The organism is Leisingera sp. JC1 (genome assembly GCF_001679925.1).
GTDB lineage: Bacteria > Pseudomonadota > Alphaproteobacteria > Rhodobacterales > Rhodobacteraceae > Leisingera.
This window is the reverse complement of sequence record NZ_LYUZ01000124.1, coordinates 1-16,393: the sequence shown is the minus strand read 5'-3', so window position 1 is coordinate 16,393 and position 16,393 is coordinate 1. Positions and strand designations below refer to the sequence as shown.

At 62.6% G+C, this 16,393-nt stretch carries 14 protein-coding genes and 1 tRNA gene; 5 read left to right on the top strand and 10 right to left on the bottom strand.

Translation table 11 applies throughout. The features are described from left to right. Positions 1-100: 100 nt before the first annotated feature. From A9D60_RS20195 to A9D60_RS20180, 4 genes are all read left to right on the top strand, one after another. A tRNA-Gly gene (locus A9D60_RS20195) sits at positions 101-174 on the top strand. 167 nt (positions 175-341) lie between these two features. Next, a complete protein-coding gene (locus A9D60_RS20190) occupies positions 342-2,141 on the top strand; it encodes an ABC transporter transmembrane domain-containing protein (RefSeq protein ID WP_065269262.1) in 1,800 nt (599 codons plus the stop codon). Between the two features lie 233 nt (positions 2,142-2,374). Next, entirely contained in the window at positions 2,375-4,264 is a 1,890-nt protein-coding gene (locus tag A9D60_RS20185) for an acyl-CoA synthetase (protein ID WP_065269261.1), read from the top strand. A gap of 119 nt (positions 4,265-4,383) precedes the next feature. Beyond that, on the top strand, positions 4,384-5,310 hold the full coding sequence (locus tag A9D60_RS20180) for an alpha/beta hydrolase (RefSeq protein WP_065269260.1): 927 nt from the start codon (positions 4,384-4,386) through the stop codon (positions 5,308-5,310). A gap of 6 nt (positions 5,311-5,316) precedes the next feature. Here the strand turns inward: A9D60_RS20180 and A9D60_RS20175 are convergent, their stop codons facing one another. The 9 genes from A9D60_RS20175 to dtd form a co-directional block, all read right to left on the bottom strand. Next, a complete protein-coding gene (locus A9D60_RS20175) occupies positions 5,317-5,874 on the bottom strand; it encodes a DUF4453 domain-containing protein (protein ID WP_065269259.1) in 558 nt (185 codons plus the stop codon). Between the two features lie 66 nt (positions 5,875-5,940). Further along, positions 5,941-6,777, bottom strand: a complete 837-nt coding sequence (locus A9D60_RS20170) for an alkaline phosphatase family protein (protein ID WP_065269258.1) — start codon at positions 6,775-6,777, stop codon at positions 5,941-5,943. 144 nt (positions 6,778-6,921) lie between these two features. Then, positions 6,922-7,746, bottom strand: coding sequence for a DUF2182 domain-containing protein (locus A9D60_RS20165; RefSeq protein ID WP_065269257.1), 825 nt, complete (start codon positions 7,744-7,746; stop codon positions 6,922-6,924). 6 nt (positions 7,747-7,752) lie between these two features. Further along, the gene (locus A9D60_RS20160) at positions 7,753-8,394 is read right to left on the bottom strand and encodes a DUF1326 domain-containing protein (protein ID WP_065269256.1); all 642 of its coding nucleotides are present in this window, start codon (positions 8,392-8,394) and stop codon (positions 7,753-7,755) included. A gap of 214 nt (positions 8,395-8,608) precedes the next feature. After that, a complete protein-coding gene (locus A9D60_RS20155) occupies positions 8,609-10,246 on the bottom strand; it encodes an ABC transporter ATP-binding protein (RefSeq protein WP_065269255.1) in 1,638 nt (545 codons plus the stop codon). Beyond that, positions 10,243-11,058, bottom strand: a complete 816-nt coding sequence (locus tag A9D60_RS20150) for an ABC transporter permease (RefSeq protein WP_019295750.1) — start codon at positions 11,056-11,058, stop codon at positions 10,243-10,245. The genes A9D60_RS20155 and A9D60_RS20150 overlap by 4 nt, the downstream gene beginning before the upstream one ends. Further along, the gene (locus A9D60_RS20145) at positions 11,055-12,011 is read right to left on the bottom strand and encodes an ABC transporter permease (protein ID WP_065269254.1); all 957 of its coding nucleotides are present in this window, start codon (positions 12,009-12,011) and stop codon (positions 11,055-11,057) included. Before A9D60_RS20145 ends, A9D60_RS20150 begins: the two co-directional genes overlap by 4 nt. A 1-nt stretch (position 12,012) precedes the next feature. Next, complete coding sequence (locus A9D60_RS20140; RefSeq protein ID WP_065269253.1) at positions 12,013-13,596, bottom strand: ABC transporter substrate-binding protein; 1,584 nt, start codon at positions 13,594-13,596, stop codon at positions 12,013-12,015. Positions 13,597-14,023: 427 nt separating this feature from the next. Then, entirely contained in the window at positions 14,024-14,470 is a 447-nt protein-coding gene (gene dtd / locus A9D60_RS20135; RefSeq protein WP_065269252.1) for a D-aminoacyl-tRNA deacylase, read from the bottom strand. Positions 14,471-14,665: 195 nt separating this feature from the next. On the opposite strand from dtd, the gene A9D60_RS20130 reads away from it, so the two are divergent. Continuing rightward, positions 14,666-15,085, top strand: coding sequence for an Hsp20/alpha crystallin family protein (locus A9D60_RS20130; protein WP_065269251.1), 420 nt, complete (start codon positions 14,666-14,668; stop codon positions 15,083-15,085). A 98-nt stretch (positions 15,086-15,183) separates the two neighbouring features. On the opposite strand, the gene A9D60_RS20125 is transcribed toward A9D60_RS20130, so the two are convergent. After that, positions 15,184-16,278, bottom strand: a complete 1,095-nt coding sequence (locus tag A9D60_RS20125) for a primosomal protein N' (replication factor Y) - superfamily II helicase (RefSeq protein WP_141117992.1) — start codon at positions 16,276-16,278, stop codon at positions 15,184-15,186. Positions 16,279-16,393 lie beyond the last annotated feature (115 nt).

The following is a 16,393-nucleotide window of genomic DNA, read 5'->3' as shown; positions in this document are numbered from 1 at the left end:
TTCGCAATGGGCGCGGTGAAATTTCCGCCGGCGCAAAGGCAAACGAAAACAAGGTGGTTGACCTTCCCCGGCGCTTCACCTAAATCAGCAAATGTCCTGAGCGGGTATGGTGAAATGGTATCATAAGAGCCTTCCAAGCTTAAGGTGCGGGTTCGATTCCCGCTACCCGCTCCAGACCTTCCCTTTCTGCCGGATTGATACGCTGTGACGCAGTGCCCTGCTGTTTTCAAGCGCGTTTTGAAACTGCTCAGCGCTTGACGCGCCGGACCTGCGGGGCCATGAACCTTTGGCAATTACGCGGGATCTGAAACCCGCGGTACCAAAGTGCAGAAGGATCCGGAATGGCGCGGAATAATGCGGCCCCGAATGCGGAGCAAGAGCGGGAGAAGTCCCGCAAGATCGGCGTGCTGTCGGCCCTGTGGCCGTTCATGCGCCCCTACCGCCTGCTGATGCTGGCTGCCACCTGCGCGCTGGTGCTGACGGCGGCGCTGTCGCTGACCCTGCCGCTGGCAGTGCGCCGCGTCGTGGACAACTTCCGGGTCTCGGATTCTGAGCTTCTGAACCTCTATTTCAGCGCAGCGCTGGTGATCGCCGCGCTGCTGGCTGTGGGCACCGGCGTGCGCTACGCCTTGGTGACGCGGCTGGGCGAGCGGGTAGTGGCCGACATCCGCAAGGCGGTGTTCGACCGGGTGATCGGCATGAGCCCGGAATTTTATGAGCGCATCATGACCGGTGAAGTGCTGAGCCGGATCACCACCGACACCACACTGATCCAGTCGGTGCTGGGCTCGTCGGTGTCGATTGCGCTGCGCAACCTGCTGATTTTCCTGGGCGGCATGGTGCTGATGCTGCTGACCTCGGCGAAGCTCACCATGATGGTTCTGCTGATTGTGCCGGCGGTGATCGTGCCGATCCTGGTGCTGGGCCGCCGCCTGCGCGCCATCAGCAAGGAAAATCAGGACTGGATCGCGGCATCCTCCGGCAATGCGGGCGAGGCGCTTGGGGCGGTGCAAACGGTACAGGCCTTTACGCATGAGTCTGCCAGCCGCGAGAAGTTTTCCGAGCTCACCGAAACCTCCTATGATGTGTCCCGCCGCCGCATCCAGACCCGCGCAATGCTGACGGTGATTGTGATCTTTCTGGTATTTTCCGGCATCGTCGGCGTTCTATGGATGGGTGCCAATGACGTGCGCGCCGGCTTGATGTCGGAGGGTACGCTGATCCAGTTTGTAATTTACGCTGTGCTGGTGGCAGGTTCGGTCGCGGCTCTGTCGGAGATCTGGAGCGAGCTGCAGCGCGCGGCGGGGGCAACAGAACGGCTGGTGGAGCTGTTGAATGCCGAGGATACCGTGCTGGACCCGGTTGCGGCGCAGGTGCTGCCTGCGCCGGTCAAGGGCGAGATCGCGTTCGATAACGTGTCATTCCGCTACCCCTCGCGTCCCGATGTTTCGGCGCTGGACGAGGTGTCGCTGACGGTGAAGCCGGGCGAAACGGTCGCCTTTGTCGGGCCGTCCGGCGCGGGCAAGACCACCATCATCCAGATGCTGCAGCGCTTCTATGATCCCAACCAGGGCGCGGTGAAGCTGGACGGCGTGGCGCTGACCCAGCTGCAGCGCGATGAGTTCCGCCGCCATATCGCGCTGGTGCCGCAGGATCCGGTGATCTTTGCCGCCTCCGCGCGCGAGAACATCCGGTTCGGCCGGCCTGAAGCCACCGATGCTGAGGTCGAGGCTGCTGCTGCAGCGGCTGCGGCGCATGACTTCATCTCGAAACTGCCGGATGGCTATGACAGCTTTGTCGGCGAGCGCGGCGTGATGCTCTCCGGCGGCCAGAAACAGCGGATCGCCATTGCCCGCGCCATTCTGCGCGACGCACCGGTGCTGCTGCTGGACGAGGCAACCTCAGCACTGGATGCAGAAAGCGAACGCCTGGTTCAGGCCGCGGTGGATGAGCTGAGCCAGGGCCGCACCACGCTGATCGTGGCGCACCGGCTGGCAACGGTGAAGAAGGCCGACCGTATCGTGGTGATGGATCAGGGCCGGATTGTTGCAACCGGCACCCATGATGAGCTGGTGGGGCAGGGCGGGCTGTATGCGCGGCTGGCCAAGCTGCAGTTCACCGAAGGGCTGGCAGCGGAATAAGCGGCGAGCAGCTGAGCACGGCAAGCGCCCTGGAGCCGATCCGGGGCGTTTTTCGTTGAAAACTGCCCGATGCCGGAAAATGGCGCGACGTCACCGCCCAAGCTGCCTTGGCGTGACCCTGCCGCGGCGCTTGCGCAATCGGGCGTTTGCAATAATCTGGGCAAAAAACAGAGACACCCTCCGTGCACCATCCGTACACCGGCTGTGCACCGGGTGGAACGGGGAGGAGAATTATGGGTTTTTCCGGAATCGCGGACCGCGATGCGCTGCAGAATGAGATGCCGTACGAGGCGCGGGACCTGCCGGCCACTTTGTACGGGCTGCTGTCGCGCACCGCGGACAAGTACCCGAACAGCAAGGCGGTCAGCTATCAGATTTTTTCCGGGGCACAGGACAAGGCGGAGACGCTGACCTGGAGCACGCTGAAGGATCAGGTGTGCCAGGCTGCCAACATGTTCCGCGCGCTGGGGATCGGCGAGAAGGACGTGGTGGCCTATGTGCTGCCCAACTGCAACGAGACGCTGGTCACCATGCTGGGCGGCGCCGTGGCGGGGATCGTCAACCCGATCAACCCGCTGTTGGAGCCGGAGCAGATCGCCTCCATCCTGCGGGAGACCAAGGCCAAGGTGGTTGTCACCCTGCGGCCGTTCCCGAAGACGGATGTTGCGCAGAAGGTGGCGGAGGCGGTGCGCCATGCGCCGGGTGTGAACACGGTGCTGGAAGTGGATCTGAACCGCTATCTGACGCCGCCGAAGGCCTGGATCGTGCCGCTGATCCGTCCCAAGATGGACGGACGGCCCAGTCATGCGGACTACCTGAACTTCTCCAAGGAGATGGCGAAACAGCCCAAGACGCTGAATTTTGCCGACAGCACGGGCGACCGGGTGGCGTGCTATTTCCACACTGGCGGCACCACCGGCATGCCCAAGGTGGCTCAGCACAAGTATTCCGGGCTGGTTTACAACGGCTGGCTGGGCAGCACTCTGTTGTTCACCGAGGAAGACAACATCATGTGCCCGCTGCCGCTGTTCCATGTCTTTGCGGTGCATGTGATCATGATGGCGGCCATCGCCTCTGGCGCGCATGTGGTGTTCCCGACGCCGCAGGGCTACCGGGGCGAGGGCGTTTTTGACAACTTCTGGAAGCTGATCGAGCGCTGGAAGATCACCTTTATCATCACCGTGCCCACCGCCGTGTCGGCGCTGATGCAGCGGCCGGTGGATGCGGATATCTCTTCCGTGAAAACCGCCTTTTCCGGTTCCGCGCCGATGCCGATGGAGCTGTTCAAGCGGTTTGAGAGCGCCTGCGGCGTGGCAATTGTCGAGGGTTACGGCCTGACGGAGGCCACCTGCCTGGTCTCCTGCAACCCGCCGGGCGGCGAGAAGAAGGTGGGGTCGGTGGGCATCCCGTTCCCCTATACGGACGTGCGCATTGTCAAGCAGACCAACGACGGGGCGCTGGAATGCGGGCGCGACGAGGTGGGGGAGATCTGCGTGTCGAACCCGGGTGTTTATGCCGGGAATACCTATACCGAGGCCGACAAGAACGTGAACCTCTACTACCAAGAGAAATACTTGCGCACCGGCGATCTGGGCCGGATCGACGAGGATGGCTACCTGTGGATTACGGGCCGCGCCAAGGATCTGATCATCCGCGGCGGCCACAACATCGACCCGGCGGAGATCGAAGAGGCGCTGCTGGGCCATGATGCGGTGGCCTTTGCCGGGGCGATCGGCCAGCCGGACGCCCATTCGGGCGAGCTTCCCTGCGCCTTTGTGGAACTGGTCGATGGCGCCAGCGTCAGCGAGGCGGAGCTGCTGGAGTACTGCAAGGTGCATGTGCATGAGCGGGCGGCGATCCCCAAGCATCTGACGGTTCTGGACGAGCTGCCGAAAACTGCGGTGGGCAAGGTGTTCAAGCCGGATCTGCGCAAGATGGCAATCACCCGCGTCTACAACGGCGCTCTGGAGCAGGCCGGCGTGACGGCGCGTGTTGTCAGCGTGACCGACGACAAGAAGCGCGGTCTCGTGGCCCAGGTTGCTGCCAACGGCAGTTCCGAGGCGGACATTGATGGCGTGCTCAACAATTTCACCCGTCCGTGGGAGACTGCCGCGGCTGCGTGACCTCGCCGGACAGTGTGGGATAAGGAGCGCCCTTCGGGGCGCTTTTTCTTTCAGGCATTCCATTTGCGGAAAACTGTGCCTAGGCTCTCTGGAGCAGCGGCGTGCAGGGAGGCTCGCAGATGGATTACGAACGGCTGATCGACGAGGAGACCTGGGACTTCATCCAGAAGACCGGGGAGCTTTATCCCGATGACGCCGTTGACATGAGCATCGAGGAGCAGCGCCGCATCTACAATTCCATGGCGCTGGAATTCCGGGTGCCGCGGCCGGATGTTGTGTCGGTCGAGGAATTGTCAGCCAACGGCGTGCCGGTGCGGGTCTATACCGCGGGCGACCCGACACGGACGGTACTGTTCTGCCATGGCGGCGGTTTTGTCGTCGGCGGTCTGGACAGCCACGACGATGTCTGCGCCGAGATTTGTGCCCAGACCGGCTACCGGGTGGTGGCTGTGGATTACCGGCTGGCACCGGAGCACAAGCATCCCGCCGCCTTTGAGGACGCCTGGGTGGTGCTGGGCTGGGTCGAGGCCGGGTATGGCAAAGGCATTGTCCTGATGGGTGACAGTGCCGGTGCCAACATTTGTGCCGCGGTGGCGCACCATGCGCGCGGCCGTTGCGAGTCGATTCTGGGCCAGGTGCTGATCTACGGCGCGTTCGGCGGTGACGTGAACCAGGGCTCTTACCTGGAGCACGCGCAGGCGCCGATGCTGACGCGCGAGGACGTGCTGTATTACATGGAAATCCGCACCGATGGCGAGGCACCGAAGGATGATCCGCTGTTTGCGCCGCTGGCTGACAGCGATTTCTCGGACTTGCCTCCGACGGTGCTGGTGACGGCGGATTGTGATCCGGTGCGCGATGACTCGCGCGATTACCGCGACCGCATTGTGGAGGCCGGCGGCAAGGCGCATTGGATCAACGAACCGGGACTGATCCACGGCTATCTGCGCGCACGCCACAGCGTGGGCCGGGCGCGCGATAGTTTTGAGCGGATATCAGTCGCGGTTGAGGCGCTGGGGCAGGGGATCTGGCCCTATGACGAATAGCGCCGGTTATCCGGCATAATCCTGGCATTGCTCCTGAAACAGCGATGTGTCCAGCCAGCCGCCGCTGGTGACCTGCCAGTCCGGGCCGGAAGTGGTCACATAGGTCCAGCTGCCCACCGGGATATGCGAGTAATTGACGTAATCGCCGGGGTCTATCTGCCCGACCAGCGGCGCATCCGGCCTGTGGCCTGCCCGCAGCCCCATGACCGGCCCCAGCCAGCCCAGGCAGGCGCTTTCGAACTCATCCCGTACCGGCAGGTCCCACAGCTGGTAGCGCAGGAACAGGTCATCCAAGTCCAGATGGGTTTGCTTGTTGTTGACCCGGCAGCCGAAGCGGGCCTCCATCTGTTTCACTTCAGCAACCAGGCGTTCTGACTGCGGCGGCAGGGAGACAGACTTGCCGGTGCAATCCCCGTTGTTGAACACGGCCTGCCCCAAAGGGGAGCCGAAGCAGTAACCGGCCCGGTCGATCACCGCGTTGCGGGTGAACCACAGGTCGTGGCAGGCATCGCTGGCCAGCGCCGGGGCGGCCAGCAGGGAAAACACGGCAACAAGGGATTTCATGGTGAATTCCTGATATCTGAATGCGGCGGCTGAGCGGCATCTTAGCACACAGCCGCCGCATTCAGGTCATTTCAGGAACGGCTCGGCTTTCATAGTGTCCGCAATCGGCGCGCCCAGACGCTTGAGGATGGTGGGGGCCAGCTGGCGCTGGTCGATCACCTCGCCGTGGTCGGGGCCGTCGGCTTCGCCGACGTAATACAGCGCGGTTTCCTGCTGCAGTGCGCCACGGCCGCCGTGGTGGCCGCGCTCATCCTGGCCGTGGTCGGCGGTGACGATCACCTCGTATCCCAGATCGCGCCAGCGGGTGATGAAGGGGGCCAGCATCTCGTCCATCACGAAACAGGCGTGGTCCATTTCCTGGCAGTCGTGGAAATAGCGGTGGCCCATGCTGTCCAGCGTGCAGGCGTGCAGCATGCCGTAGTCGAGGCCGAAGCGCAGGCAGAGGTTGGTCAGGGTGGCAAACAGATCGACATCAGACGGAGTCATCTGGTTGTCCTTGCCGTAGCCGGTCATGGTGTGGAAGCGGCCGTGGTTGATGGTCCTGCTTTCCGGCTCGTCGTATTCGATATCGCGCACGTAATCGAAGGGGTGGCGGTTGAAGAAAGACGACCAGTAGCTGTGCGCCACTGCACCGGTGACGCCGCCGGCTTCGCGGACCTGGCTGAACACGTCCTTTTCCTTCAGCCGGAAGACGTTGGCATTGCCGGTGCAGCCATGAATGGCAGGGGCCACACCAGTGTGGATCGAGGCATAGCAGCTGGCCGAAATCGACGGCAGCACTGCGCGCAGTTTCCAGACGCGGGCATCGCCGCTGTCGACCCAGCCTTCGAGGTTGCCGAACAGGCGGCGGAAGTTGCGCCACGGCACGCCGTCCAGAATGATGAGCAGGAGTTTGTTGTCCATTCGCCGAATCCCTTTGCCTTGCGATGGCTTCGGTGCCTGATCTTCGTGTCAGTTTCTTGAATTGCCATTCAAAAAACGGCGGATCGGCCGCAAACTGGCATTTTCGCCGGGGCGTTGCAGAATTGCCGGTCAGCGCCGGCAGGTTCAGGGCGCGGTAACGAGGACATAGCTGCCTGCCACAAGCAGCAGCACCCCGGCACCTGCAGTGAAGAATCTTGGGTAGGGGAAGGTCTTTTCGGCCAGCACAAACAGCGCCAGCCCGGCAATCCAGTAAAGGTTCATGATACCGCCGGCAAACAGCAGCAGCATCAGCGCCCAGCAGCAGCCGAGGCAGTAGGTACCGTGGTGGGCGCCCATCAGTACAGCACCAGCCAAGCCTGTGCGGTTGTGCGCGGTCAGAAATTGAACCGGCAAACGGCAATGGGAGAGGCAGGCGTGCTTGTAGGGGGTAAACTGATAGGCGCCCGCCGCCAGCAGCAATGCACCGCCAAGGGTGCGGCTGCTGAGCGACATCATAGGGCCGTCGGAGAGGCCCAGTGTTTCCAGCCACCACTGCAAAGCGGTGGCAACAGCAGAAAAGAAGGCCCAGGCCAGCAGGTAGCCGCTGAGGAACAGCAGGCTGAGCAGCGGGGCGCTGCCGGCATGGGAACCGGATTTCTTGATAGCGGTAAACAGCAGCAGCACCGGGGCCGCGCTGGGTGTCATCATGGCGATCATCATCACCCACCACATCAGAAAGATCAGCACAGCATAGCCGGCGGTCCAGACCGGCCCGCCGCCCATCGCCATCGGCTCACCGATGGGGCGGGCCATCCGGGTCATCTCAACCGCCGTCATATTCATGCCCACGCCGAACACGGTATATAGCCCGCTGAGCAGCACAACGAAGGCCACGGCCCCCAGCACCACCAACTGGTCGTTGCGGGCCAGGCGCTCGGCTGCTCCGGGTATCTGCTGCAAGCGGGCCATTGCGGATCAGGCCGCGCGCTCAATACCCTTGCCGGTCAGGTGCAGCTCGGCGACATGGGCGTGGGTTCCGCTGTTCTTGTCCAGACTGATGGCGGATCCAGGTGTCCGGGTTGTGCCCTGGCAGACGGATGCCTCGGAATACTCAAAGCCATTGGGCAGCTTGATCTGAACCGAATGCGGCGCCCCTGACACGATGTGTGCAATCGGTTCGACCTTGGTCTCCCCGATGCTGCCAGCCTTGCCATGGCCAATGCCGGTTTCCGCGTCGAAACTCAGCGACACCGGGGCGCTGAGGGTTTCGTGCCTGGTTGTGCACATGGCGTTGAAGACAAAGAACATGGTTGCAAATTCTTCGGTGTCCTGGCCGGTCATGATCGCCTCAAGCGCGGATTTTTGCTCTGCCGTGGCGCTTTCGTCGATGATGATCTGCATCTCACCGTTGCCTTCGTGAATAGGGCCTGGCCATTTGTAGATGGCCGCGGCGCGCAACCCGTCCAGTTTGGTATCCCCGTAGTGCCCGGTATCAATGCGGAAGGTCAGCATGGCTTCGCAGGTGCCGTCATTGGGCAGCTGCGAAAACTGGCAGGGACACCCGGGGACGCAGTTGCAATTGGCGATTTCGAATCCGTGAATTGCCCAGTCTTTCATGAAGGTTCCTCCCCATTTCCTGCAGTCACAACAATACTGCCCGGTTATTCGGGTTGGCTTGCCTCACCTTAGCCACGCTCAGAGTTTTTTATATTATTTGCAGCGCGTTTCGCTGCGGTCTCCCTGTTTCATTAAACTATCACAAAAGCGTGATGTTTGAAAAAGAAAAAGCCCCCGCTGGCAATCAGCAGGGGCTTTGCATCCATTCGTGGATTTAGTTGCCGGCGCTTTCCATCTTGCGGTGTGCGATCACTTCTTCCAGCCAGCCCAGTTTCATCTCGGGGACTGAACTGAGCAGCAGATCGGTGTAATCGTCAAACGGCGGGCTCAGCACCTTGGACTTGCCGCCGTAGCGCTGCACCTTGCCTTGATACATCACCGCGATGTTGTCGGAGATGGCGCGCACGGTTGCCAGATCGTGGGTGATGAACAGATAGGCCACATCCTCGATCTTCTGCAGATCCAGCAGCAGCTTCAGGATGCCGTCCGCCACCAGCGGGTCGAGGGCCGAGGTGACCTCGTCGCAGATGATCATCTTGGGCTTGGCCGCCAGCGAGCGGGCGATGCAGACGCGCTGCTTCTGGCCGCCGGACAGTTCCGCCGGGTAGCGGTCGATGAACTTCTCGCCCAGCTCGATCTCGTCCAGCAGTTCGATGATCCGCTTCTTCTTCTCGGCGCCGCGCATGCCGAAGTAGAACTCCAGCGGGCGGCCGATGATGGTGCCGACAGTCTGGCGCGGGTTCATCGCCACGTCTGCCATCTGGTAGATCATCTGCAGCTCGCGCAGGTCCTCACGGGTGCGGCCCTTGAGGTCCGGGGAGAGCTTGCGGCCGGCAAATTCGATCTCGCCCTCGCGCGGCGGCAACAGGCCAGTGATCACGCGGGCGAGGGTGGACTTGCCGGAGCCGGATTCGCCCACCACCGCCAGCGTCTGGCCGGGATACAGATCGACGTTCACATTGTGCAGCACGTCGAACTGTGTGCCCTTGTAGCGCGCGGTGATGTTGCGCACGCTCAGCACCGGCTCCTCGGTCGGCGGCTTCTCCTCATGCTCGATGGAGCGGACCGAGACCAGCGCCTTGGTATACTCTTCCTGCGGGTTGTTGATGATCTGGTCAACGTTGCCGTACTCGACGGTGTTGCCCATCCGCAGAACCATGATGTCGTCGCTCACCTGCGCCACGACTGCCAGGTCGTGGGTGATGTAGAGCGCGGCAACGCCAGTGTCACGGATCGCTTCCTTGATCGCCATCAGAACGTCGATCTGGGTGGTCACGTCGAGCGCGGTGGTCGGCTCGTCGAACACCACCAGATCCGGCTCCGGGCACAATGCCAGCGCGGTCATGCAGCGCTGCAGCTGGCCGCCCGACACCTGGTGCGGGTAGCGTTCGCCGATGTTGTCCGGATCCGGCAGGCCCAGCTTTGCAAAAAGAACCCGGGCACGGGCCTCGGCTTCCTTACGGGAGAACTTCTTCTGCTCCACCGCGGCCTCGACCACCTGGTCCATGATCTTCTTGGCCGGGTTGAAGGAGGCTGCCGCCGATTGCGACACATAGGTCACCTCGGCTCCGCGCAGTTTGCGGATGTCCTTGTGGCTGCCCTTCAGGATGTCGCGGCCGTTGACCCAGACCTCGCCGCCGGTGATCTTCACGCCGCCTCGGCCATAGGCCATCGACGCAAGACCGATGGTGGATTTACCGGCACCGGATTCACCGATCAGGCCCAGGACCTTGCCGGGCGCGAGGTCAAAGCTGACCCCGTGCACGATCTCGATGTCGCGGGGGCGTTCGCCCGGCGGGTAGATGGTCGCGCCGATTTTCAGGTCGCGGACTTTCAACAGGGTATCGCTCATCCGCGGCCTCCTTTCAGCGATGTGGTCCGGTTCAGCACCCAGTCAGCCACAAGGTTGACCGAGATCGCCAGGGTGGCGATGGCAAAGGCCGGGATCAGGGCCGCAGGAATGCCGTAGACAATGCCTTCCTTGTTCTCCTTCACGATGCCGCCCCAGTCAGCCTCCGGCGGCTGCACGCCCAGGCCCAGGAAGGACAGGGTGGAGACAAACAGGACCGCAAAGATGAAGCGCAGGCCCATCTCGGCGATCAGCGGGGACAGTGCGTTGGGCAGGATCTCGCGGAAGATGATCCAGGCGGTTTTCTCGCCGCGCAGGCGGGCCGCTTCGACATAGTCCATCACCTCGATATCGACCGCAACGGCACGGGCCAGGCGATAGACGCGGGTGGCGTCCAAGAGGCCCATCACCAGGATCAGCATTGGAATGGTGACCGGTGCAACCGACAGCACCACCAGGGCGAAGATCAGGGTTGGGATCGACATCACCAGGTCGACGAAGCGCGACAGGGCCTGGTCGATCCAGCCGCCCATCACCGCGGCAAAGAAGCCGAGGACGGAGCCCAGGGTGAAGGACAGGACGGTCGCGGCGGTTGCGATGAAGATGGTGGTGCGGCCGCCATAGATCATCCGGCTGAGAAGGTCGCGGCCGATGTTGTCGGTGCCCAGCAGGTAGTCTGCGCTGGAGGGCTCCCACACATCGCCGACCACTTCACCGACGCCATAGGGGGCCAGCAGCGGCGCAAAGATGGCACCAAGGAAGTAGAGGGCAGTAAAGAACAGCCCGATGAGTGCGGAAATGGGGATATTCTTCATTTCGGATGCCTCAGGCGCGGGTTGCTCAGGATGGCGACGATATCGGCGATCATGTTGAGGCCGATATAGACGGCGGCAAAGATCAGGCCGCAGGCCTGCACAACAGGCACGTCACGCTTGGACACGTGGTCGACCAGATACTGGCCCATGCCGGGGTAGACAAAGACCACTTCGATCACCACGACGCCGACCACCAGATAGGCGAGGTTCAGCATCACCACGTTGACGATCGGCGCAATGGCGTTGGGGAACGCATGGCGGTAGATCACCTGAAAGGCGTTGAGGCCCTTGAGCTCGGCGGTTTCGATATAGGCCGACTGCATCACGTTCAGGATCGCAGCGCGGGTCATCCGCATCATGTGCGCCAGAACAACCAGTGTCAGCACGGCAATCGGCAGCGCGATGGCGTTCAGCTTTTCAAACAGGCCCATGTTGTCGTTGACCATGGCCACCGACGGGAACCAGCGCAGCTTGACCGCGATGAAATACATCAGCACGTAGCCGATCAGGAATTCCGGGATCGAGATCGAGGCCAGGGTGACAGCGGAGATCAGCTTGTCGGGCCAGCGGTCCTTGAAGCGGACGGCAAGCAGGCCCAGGAAGATTGCCAGCGGAACCGCAACCACGGCAGCCCAGAAGGCGAGGAACAGGGTGTTCCAGAAACGGCTGCTGAGAGCCTGGGCAATGTCCTGGCCGCTGGTCAGCGCGGTGCCAAGATCGCCCTGCATGGCGCCGAAGAGCCAGGCAAAATAGCGTTGTACAGGAGGATCGTTCACACCCAGCTCAGCCCGCAGGTTGGCCAGTGCCTCCGGTGTTGCCGACTGACCCAGGATCGATTGCGCAACGTCGCCCGGCAGAACGATAGTGCCGGCGAAGATCACCACTGAGATGAGCAACAAAAGAAGGAGGCTCAGCGCAATGCGCTGAGCCAGGAGTTTTACGATCGGAGACATATTAGGCTTTGACCCACAGCTTGCTGGCTGCATAGCCGTTCATCAGAACCTGGCCCGGGATGCCTTCGACAAAGCCGTCGACCTTGTCGGTGGTCGCTTCGACGAAGTCGTTGAACATCGGGCAGATCAGGCCGCCTTCGTCCCGCAGGATGGTCGACATGTCGGCATACATCTGCGTCCGCTTGGCCACGTCCAGTTCGCCGCGCGCTGCCACCAGCATCTGGTCGAACTGCTCGTTGTTGAAGCGGGTGTCGTTCCAGTCCGCGGTGGACAGGTAGGCGGTGGTGAACATCTGGTCCTGGGTCGGACGGCCGCCCCAGTAGCTGGTGCAGAACGGCTTGGCGTTCCAGACTTCCGACCAGTAGCCGTCGTTCGGCTCGCGCTTGACGTCCAGCTGGATGCCGGCGCTGGACAGCGACTGCTGGAACAGCGCGGAGGCATCCGGCGCGCCCGGGAAGGAGTTGTCCGAGGTGCGCAGCAGGATGGAACCGTCGTGGCCGGACTTCTTCAGGTGGTGCATCGCCTTGTCCGGGTCGAACTGGCGCTGCTCCAGCTCGGTGTACATCGGGTAGGAAGCGTTGATCGGGGTATCGTTGCCGACGGTGCCGTAGCCGTTCAGGATCTTGTCGACCATTTCCTGGCGGTTGATGCCGTATTTCAGCGCCATGCGCACATCGTTGTTGTCAAACGGCGCGGTGTTGCAATGCATGATGAACACGTAGTGGCCGGCCGCGGAGGTCGAGTGCACGGTGATGTTCGGCGCGCGGTCGACCAGTTTCGCGGTGCGCGGGGGCACCCGGTCGATCACGTCCACCTGTCCGGACTGCAGGGCTGCGACGCGGGCGGTGTCGTCGTTGATGACGATGATTTCAACGGTGTCCGCGTTGCCCAGATCGCCCCAGTAGTTCGGGTTCTTCTCGGCCACGAAGCGCACGCCCATGTCGGCGGACTTCATGATGTAGGGGCCGGTGCCGATGGCGGCTGCCGGATCGTCATTGCCGCCGTTCGGCTGGATGATCAGGTGGTAGTCGGCCAGCAGATAGGGCAGGTCGGCGTTCGGGCTGTCGAGTTCGAAGACAACGCTGTCGCCGTCCGCGCGCACGTCCTTGATGCCGCGCATGATGCCCAGGGCGCCGGACTTGGTGTCTTCGCCGCTGTGGCGCTCCATGGTCTTGACCACGTCGTCGGCAGTGACGTTCTGGCCGTTCGAGTAAGTCACGCCGGAGCGCAGTTTGAAGGTCCAGGTCTTGGCGTCGGCAGAGGCTTCATAGCTTTCCGCCAGCTTGCCTTCGATGCCGCCGTCGTCGGCCAGTTCAACAAGGGTCTCGCCCCACAGGCGGGTGACCATCAGGCCAACGGTGTTGGTGACCAGTGCCGGATCCAGGCTGTCGGTGGTGGAGCCGCCCTGCAGGCCGAGACGGATGGTGCCGCCCTTCTGCGGGCCGGCCGCCTTGGCAGCGGTGGACAGCAGCAGGTTTGCGGACACGGCGGTGAAGCCCAGTGCGGCGGCCTTGCCCAGGAAGTCACGGCGCGACAGTTTGCCTGCCGCGGCCTGGCTGGCCAGATACTGCATATGACGGTTCATTGAGATCTCCCGATTGGTTGCGGTGCTGATGGCACCTGTTTTTTGATTGGCGATTTAAGATTTGCGTATTTACCGCTAACTCGCAAGCGTTATTAGCGCTGCGCGGGGGCAGGCCCTTGTGCGGGGCAATGCCGGCAGAACTGCGAGTGTCGCCTTTCTTGGACAAGGTGCCGTTTTTTCGATTTGGGCGCCATGTAAAACAAAAAAACTGCGGGAATGCGACAGGAAATATTCCTGCGGGGATTTTGCGGATTTTTTGTGAATCTGACTGGCAAGCCCGCCCCGCCGGCCTGCCGAGGGACAGAATCGATGCTTTCCGGTCAAAAAACGCCCCTTTTGCCGCCAGGCAGGCCCGCGTTGCACCAAAGGCGGCAGCGCGTGCGCGGGCCGTTTGAGAAGTATCTGCATTCTGAAGGGGCGACCCGTGTCAGGCCTGTTCAGTGTCCATCCAGATGGTCACCGGGCCGTCATTCAGCAGCCGGACCTTCATGTCGGCGCCAAACCGTCCTTTTGCAGTTTTCAAACCCAGCGCCGCCAGCCGGGCAGCAAAATACTCATACAGCCGCTCGCCATCGGCAGGGGCAGCGGCGGCGGAGAAACCGGGCCGGTTGCCGCGGCGGGTGTCGGCGGCCAATGTGAACTGGCTGACCACCAGAACGCTGCCGCCGGTATCCAGCACGGAACGGTTCATCTTGCCAGCCTCGTCCTTGAAGATCCGCATCTTGGATATCTTTGCGGCCAGCTGGTCCGCCTGCGCCTCGCTGTCGCCCGCCATGGCGCAGACCAGCACGAGCAGCCCGGGGCCGATCTTGCCGATGACTCCGCCATCAACCGTGACCGAGGCCTCGCTGACCCGTTGAATGAGTGCCCGCATGTCTGCTCCCGTCCTTAAATTGTTCTGCCCGGTAGGCGGCTGCCGGATTGTCCGCAACAGCTCTATCTCCTTTACCGGGCACTGGCGAGGCCGCGGCCTGAAAACTTCCGGCTCAGGCATTGCCTTTGCGCCGGATCAAGGCCGGGCGGCCGTGCAGGAGGTACAATGGGACGCAGCAAAAAAGGAGGCTGAACAATGGTGGAAAAAACCGAACATGGCGGCTTCTGGCCGTCGCTTTACGATCCTTTTCGCAGCTTTGGTGCGCGGCTTGCCGACTGGCTCACCCCGGCAACCGAGGCGTCTTCGGGCAAGGAGGCCTATGACATCGCCATGGAGCTTCCGGGTGTTTCGCTGGAGGACGTGGAGCTGACCGTGGACAACGGCGTTTTGACGATCCGCGGCGAAAAGAAGACACAGTCCGAGAAGAAGGGCGACACCTGGTATTTCAGCGAGCGCCAGTATGGCGCGTTCCGGCGGTCCTTCCGTTTGCCGGAGGACGCGGACGGGCAAGCGGCCTCGGCCCGGATGGAGGACGGCGTGCTTCATATAGCGGTGCCGAAGAAGGCGCTGGAACAGCCGGAGACCGCCCGCAGGATTGAGATCAGCAAAGGCTGACAGGGAGGCCGGCCAAGGGTTCCGGCTCAGAATCCGGGGAAAGGAACCGGCCGGTTCAGGAAGGGGGCGGCTGCGCCCCCTTCCGCATTTCACGGGCGCTACTGCTGGCTCGCGACCAGGGCGATGCCGGCACCGATCAGCAGTGCAAGCAGCACGGCAAAGGCAATTTTCCAGACCGAATAGGGCCGCTCGCCCTGCACCCGGCCGGACTGGCCATTGACCACGAACCGGTAAGTCTTGCCGCGGTATTTGTAGGCGGCGAGCCAGACCGGCAGCAGGATGTGCTTGAAGGTCACGTCAGACACCTTGGTGTCGATATGGGCAATCCGCTGGCGGTCGCCGCCGATGTCGAAGCGCACGTCGCGCTCGATCACCCGGTCCATTTTCTGCCCGGCTTCGGTGAAACCTTCTTGAAGATCCACGGTGTAGGCTTCGGCCCGGAAGCCCGCCAGATACTGCGGCTGATAGGGTTCCAGCTGCGCCAGATCCCAGGGCTCCAGCGCCTCGGTGTATGTCTTGGGCAGGCTGCGGGAGGCCAGCACCAGAACATCGTCAAAGAACCGCTGCACCCGGCCTGAGGCGGGCGTCCAGCGCACCTTGGCAACCTGCCGGGTGCGGGTCTTTCCGTCCTGCTGGAAGGTTTCTGTCACATAATAAACGGTGCCGCGCTGGCCGGTGTAGCTGCTGCGGGTCTGCGCGTCATAGGTCCAGTAGGGCACATAGATACCCTGCATCCGCCGCCCCTTGCGGGCGTATTCCCTGAGGCCGTTCGGGGCAAACCACAGGCCGCCGAGCCAATCTGTCATTGCCGTGTGCGCTGCGCGTTCCTCTATCGCGAAAGGCAGCACGCCCTTGGGTTTGATGTGCCGGTTCTCACCGGTGCCGGTCACCACGGGGGTGGCGCAGAACGGGCATTCGCTTGCATGGGTGTCCGGGTCGAATTCCACCTGCGCGGCGCAATTGGGGCAGGTGGAGACCCTCGTCACCTCGATTTCCGCTTCGGGCAGTTGCTCGGCCACGGCGGCGCGGAAATCCAGCTCCTGCAGGGCGGAGCCCTTCCAGGGACCGCTGCGGATACTTTCGGTGTGGCCGCAATGGCCGCAGGTCAGAGTGCCTTTTGCCGGGTCGTAGGTGTAGTCCGCACCGCAGTTCTCGCAGGGAAAGCGATGGGTTTCCTCAGTGGGGGCGGGCACGGTTTCCGCGGGCGCCACTGAGGAAACCCATCGCTTTCCCTGCGAGAACTGCGGTGCGGACTACACCTACGACCCGGCAAAAGGCACTCTGACCTGCGGCCATTGCGGCCACACC